Below are 4523 nucleotides of genomic sequence, written 5' to 3' on the forward strand. Positions count from 1 at the left end.
AGGCCCCGTCTTCATGCTCTGGCCACTGCAGGATCACCCGACCGGGAATCCGCGTTCGACCGCCACCGCTCAAGATCGAAAAGACAACAGCTTCTTAGAGGTGGCGCAGATAGGCGTGGTGGGACTACCCCGGAAGTAAGGCAGGCGCAGGTCTTGGTGACCACCGAGTTGCGACGCTCTGTGATCACTGGGGACTTGCACCTGTACTGCCGGAGGGGTCGGCCTGCGCGGCGACCCGTCCGGTGGGCTGCCAGCGCCCACACATCACCGACCTGATCAGCTGTCAGCCCACGTCGGCTTCTGTCTGCCACATGGAGCGGAGTTGCGCGTCGACGTCGCCGGCCTGGCGAAGACCCGCTTGGTAGGCCGGTTCCCAGGCTGCCAGGTCGCCCATGTCCGAGCCGAAAGCGCGCACCGAGGCAGGATCGGGGCCGATGGTGACCACGGTGCCTGCCCCCACGGCCGCCAGCTGCTGATTGAGTGGCTCCCGGGGAAACAGGTGGGCCATTGGCTCGACCACGACCAGCGTGCGGGCTCCAACGGCGAGATCGGCGTTGGAGCCCGCACGCAGCGCACCGTCCATGTATCGCCGGCCGTCGATGGCAACGGGCGGCGCGGCCCCAGGGAAGGCGCTACTCGCTGCCACCGCGTGCACCAACGGAACGCCGCTGTCGCGGTCCCACACCACGGGCTCCCCGGTGGTTGCGTCCACGGCGGCGATCAGCAGTCGCCGCTCCGGCCACGCGTCCGCACCGATCAAGGCGGCGCGCCCGCGATCAGCGCCTCCTCGGCCTGGAGGTCGGTGCTGTCGAGCGCGAGCCGACCGACGTGACGCCTGGCCTCGCCGGGTTCCAGGCTGCGGTCGCCGAGTACGGCGAACACCTCGCCCATCCGCCCGGGGTCCGCCTTGAGCCGGTGAGCTGGCTGGCGGGCCGACGTCGCGAGCCGCCCCGGGTCCTGGCCGGTGGCGAGTAGTGCTGCGACGATCGCGCCGGCCGACGTCCCGACGATCAGGTCGGCTTCGCCCAGTTCCACGCCATCGCGGCGCAATCCGTAGGCCAGTCCTGCCATCCAGGCGGTGCCGACGTGACTCCCGGGACCCAGGACGAGTGCTCGGTCGAAGGTATGCAAGGTGATCTCCCTTCGTTATTGAAACAGTCGTACCATATACTCGCTCATGCTGTTTCCACTCCGAGTCGCTGAGAGGAGATCCGCCGTGGGGCGACCCGCTGATCCCGCCCGTCGCGAGCGCACGCTGGCGCAGGCGACCGACTATGTGCTGGCGCACGGCTTGGCCGGGCTGAGCCTGCGGCCACTGGCCGCAGCCCTCGACACCAGCCCACGGATGCTGCTCTACGACTTCGGCAGCAAACAGGAGTTGGTTGCGGCGGTCCTCGCCGAGGCCCGTCGCCGAGGTGCTGTGCGCCTGGCCGAGCACCTTCCGCCAAAGACGGGCTCTGTGCAAGAGCGGCTGCGTGGTATCTGGGCGTGGATCAGCGCAGACGAACGTGCGCCGTTCGTCCGGCTGTTCTTCGAGGTGCACGCCGACGGACTGGTTCACCCCGAGACCTACCCAGACCAGGGCGAGGCGATCACGGACTGGTTCGACACGCTCGGCGCCACCTTCCGCGACGTCTCCACCGGTCCAGACGACACCGTCACGCCCACGTTGGTCATGGCCGTTGTCCGGGGTCTGCTGTTCGATCTCACAGCTACCGGCGACCGCCACCGCACCGATCGTGCGCTGGACCGCTTCGCTGAACTCCTGAACCAGTGAACGGTCCTGGCAAGGTTTTGCCAGGGTGGCACCGCGCCGGGCAAGGACGGAAACCAGCCCGATGTCAGGGCCGGGAACACCGCCGAGTCGGAGCGATGCCGCGATCGCATCGGGCGGTCTGATGGTCGGTTTCGCCCAAAAGTTGGCGTCTGGTCATGGGCGGCGGTTCGGGCGTTCGTCCCATCGGTGGGTCGCTCATGTCCGACGGATCAGGCTACGTACCGTGATGATGGTGTCGGTGAGGTCGAAGAAGGCATCGATGACGGTGACGCGGCGCTCGTAGCAGCGGCCGAGGCGGTGGAAGGCGTTCTGCCAGGCGTGGGTGCGTTCGACGTGCCACCTCTGACTTGCCTGGATCGGCGCCTTCTCGCCCTTGCGCGCGATGCGGCGAGCAGGACACGTTCGTCGAGCAGGGCGCGGGTCTTGTCCGAGTCGTAGCCGGCGTCCAGGTGCACGGTGATGTCGTCGGGCAGCGGCCCCAGGTCGTCCAGGCGATCCAGGGTCGGGGCGCGCAACGGGGAGTCGTGACGGTTGGCTCCGGCCAACACGCGACCCAGCGGGATTCCATAGCGGTCCGTCATACCTGAGCGCTTCAGACCCTGTTTACCGCGATCGACCGACGACCGTCCTGCGACCTCGCCGCCGCCGGGGGCTTTGGTGATCGAGCCGTCGACGGCGATCTGGTCGAGTACGAGGCCAACGATCCGGTCGTAGGATTCCAGTGCGATCTGCGGAACACCCGCGACGGCCTGCACATCGCCTCCCTCGCGGGCACCTGGATCGGACTGGTCGCCGGCTTCGGCGGCATGCGCGACCATGCCAGCGACGCCCGCGGTAGCTACCCGCCTCACACACTTTCAGAGTCGGCCTCGGCCAGGACTCCCGATGGCATCTTCGCTGGCACCTGGCAGATACCACTGGTGTGGCGCGATGAGTTCGCTGACGGCCTGTTCGGGGCCCCACGAGCCAGGGGCGTATGGCTGGAGCGGCGGTGGGTTGTCGAGCAGAGGGGTCGACAACTCCCAGATGTGTTCAATTCCGTCCGAGCGGGTGAACAGCGACTGATCGCCGAGCATGGCGTCCAGGATCAGTCGTTCGTAGCCCTGAAGTCCGTGGGCCTGGCAGAAGGAGTCGTTGTAGCGGAAGGCCATGGTCGCCGGTGCGAGGTCCATGGTGGGGCCGGGTTCCTTGGCGAGGAAGCGGGCTGCGATCCACCCAGGGTCCCCGAAATCGATCACGATCTTGTTGCCTTGGTCCTTCTCCCGGTGGGGAAGATCCGTACGGAACATCCTCAGGGGTGGTTCACGCAGGCCGAGCGTGATCACCTCGCGGTGCTGTGCGAGGTTCTTGCCGGAGCGCAGGTAGAACGGCACCCCTGACCACCGCCAGTTGTCCACCTCCAGCCGCAGCGCTGCGAACGTCTCGGTCCGTGAATCGGGCGCGACACCCGGCTCGTCCCGGTAGCCGTCGTACTGGCCGCGTACGACGTGCTCGGGCCCGATGGGGCGCAGCGCCTCGAAGACCTTGACCTTCTCATCGCGCAATGGCTGGGCGGCGAGCCAGACGGGTGGCTCCATTGCCACGATGCCGAGTACCTGGATCAGGTGCGTGACGATCATGTCCCGGAAGGCTCCGGTGCCTTCGTAGAAGTGGCCGCGGCCCTCAAGGCCGAGCGTTTCGGGGACGTCGATCTGCACATGACTGATGTGGTCCCGGTTCCAGATGGGTTCGAACAAGCCGTTGGCGAACCGGAGGGCGAGGATGTTGTCCACCGATTCCTTACCGAGGAAGTGATCGATGCGGAAGATCCGGGATTCGTCGAAGACGGCGTGGATCGTCTTGTTAAGCGCTCGTGCTGAAGCGAGATCGGTGCCGAACGGCTTCTCCACGATCACTTTGGATTCCTGTGCAAGATTAGTATCGCCGAGTATTCCGATGACGGATGCGAACGCGGAGGGCGGAACGGCCAGATGGAACAGCCTGCGTGGCTGCCCACCGAGGGAGTCCTCGGCTGCCCGTACCGCCGCGAGGAGCGGGCCGGGATCCTGAGGATCGGCCGCGCCGAAGGACAGCGAGTCCTCGAAGGCCTGCCACGCCAGCCCAGAGGGCTCCGACAGCCCGAAGGTAGCGACCGCGTCGCGCGCGTATATACGGAAGTCGTCGTCGGTGAGTGCGAACTGGGTTGGTGCCGAGCCAACGATACGGTAGCGGCCCGGGAGGAGGCCTGCCTTGGCGAGGTGGAAGAGACCGGGGAGCAGTTTGCGCTTGGCGAGGTCGCCGGTGGCGCCGAAGAGCACGATGACGTGGTTGTCCGGGCGTGTCACGGTCGGCTCCTTTTCTCGGCGTGTCCGCCGAACTCGCTGCGCATGGCGGACAGGACCCGGTCGCCGAACTCGCCCAGGCCCCGGGACTGGAACCGATCGGTGAGCGCGGTGGCGATCACGGGGGTGGGTACGCCCTCGTCGATCGCGGCCCGTACCGTCCACCGCCCTTCGCCGGAGTCCGAGACGCGCCCGGTGAACTCCTCCAGCTTCGGCGACCGGGCCAGCGCGTCGGCGGTGAGGTCGACGAGCCAGGAGCCCACGACCGAGCCGCGGCGCCACACCTCGGCCACCTCGCCGACGTCGATCTCGTACTGGTACGCCTCCGGCTCGCGCAGCGGGGTGGTCTCCGCGTCGGCGGTGCGCTTGCGCAGCCCGGCGTCCGCGTGCTCGATGATGCTGAGCCCTTCGGCGATCGAGGCCAT

4 protein-coding genes and 2 pseudogenes are annotated in these 4523 nt (G+C 67.5%); 1 reads left to right on the forward strand and 5 read right to left on the reverse strand.

Annotated features, from left to right (window positions below):
- Window positions 1–283 precede the first annotated feature (283 nt).
- Entirely contained in the window at window positions 284–760 is a 477-nt protein-coding gene (locus ACWDSL_RS52030; RefSeq protein WP_450496621.1) for a patatin-like phospholipase family protein, read from the reverse strand.
- Window positions 757–1131, reverse strand: a complete 375-nt coding sequence (locus ACWDSL_RS52035; RefSeq protein ID WP_450496623.1) for a patatin-like phospholipase family protein — start codon at window positions 1129–1131, stop codon at window positions 757–759. The genes ACWDSL_RS52030 and ACWDSL_RS52035 overlap by 4 nt, the downstream gene beginning before the upstream one ends.
- An 85-nt stretch (window positions 1132–1216) precedes the next feature.
- Here ACWDSL_RS52035 and ACWDSL_RS52040 point away from each other — a divergent pair, with 85 nt between their 5' ends.
- Complete coding sequence (locus ACWDSL_RS52040; protein ID WP_369386203.1) at window positions 1217–1777, forward strand: TetR family transcriptional regulator; 561 nt, start codon at window positions 1217–1219, stop codon at window positions 1775–1777.
- A 195-nt stretch (window positions 1778–1972) separates the two neighbouring features.
- On the opposite strand, the pseudogene ACWDSL_RS52045 reads toward ACWDSL_RS52040, so the two are convergent.
- The 3 genes and pseudogenes from ACWDSL_RS52045 to ACWDSL_RS52055 all read right to left on the reverse strand — a co-directional run.
- Window positions 1973–2520, reverse strand: a pseudogene (locus ACWDSL_RS52045) (transposase); the annotation flags it as partial.
- A 114-nt stretch (window positions 2521–2634) separates the two neighbouring features.
- Entirely contained in the window at window positions 2635–4101 is a 1467-nt protein-coding gene (gene zwf, locus ACWDSL_RS52050) for a glucose-6-phosphate dehydrogenase (RefSeq protein WP_450496625.1), read from the reverse strand.
- Window positions 4098–4523 (reverse strand): annotated as a pseudogene (locus ACWDSL_RS52055) (phosphogluconate dehydrogenase (NAD(+)-dependent, decarboxylating)); the annotation flags it as partial. The pseudogene ACWDSL_RS52055 and the gene zwf, both read right to left, overlap by 4 nt.

This window comes from Streptomyces sp. NPDC000941, from assembly GCF_053599555.1.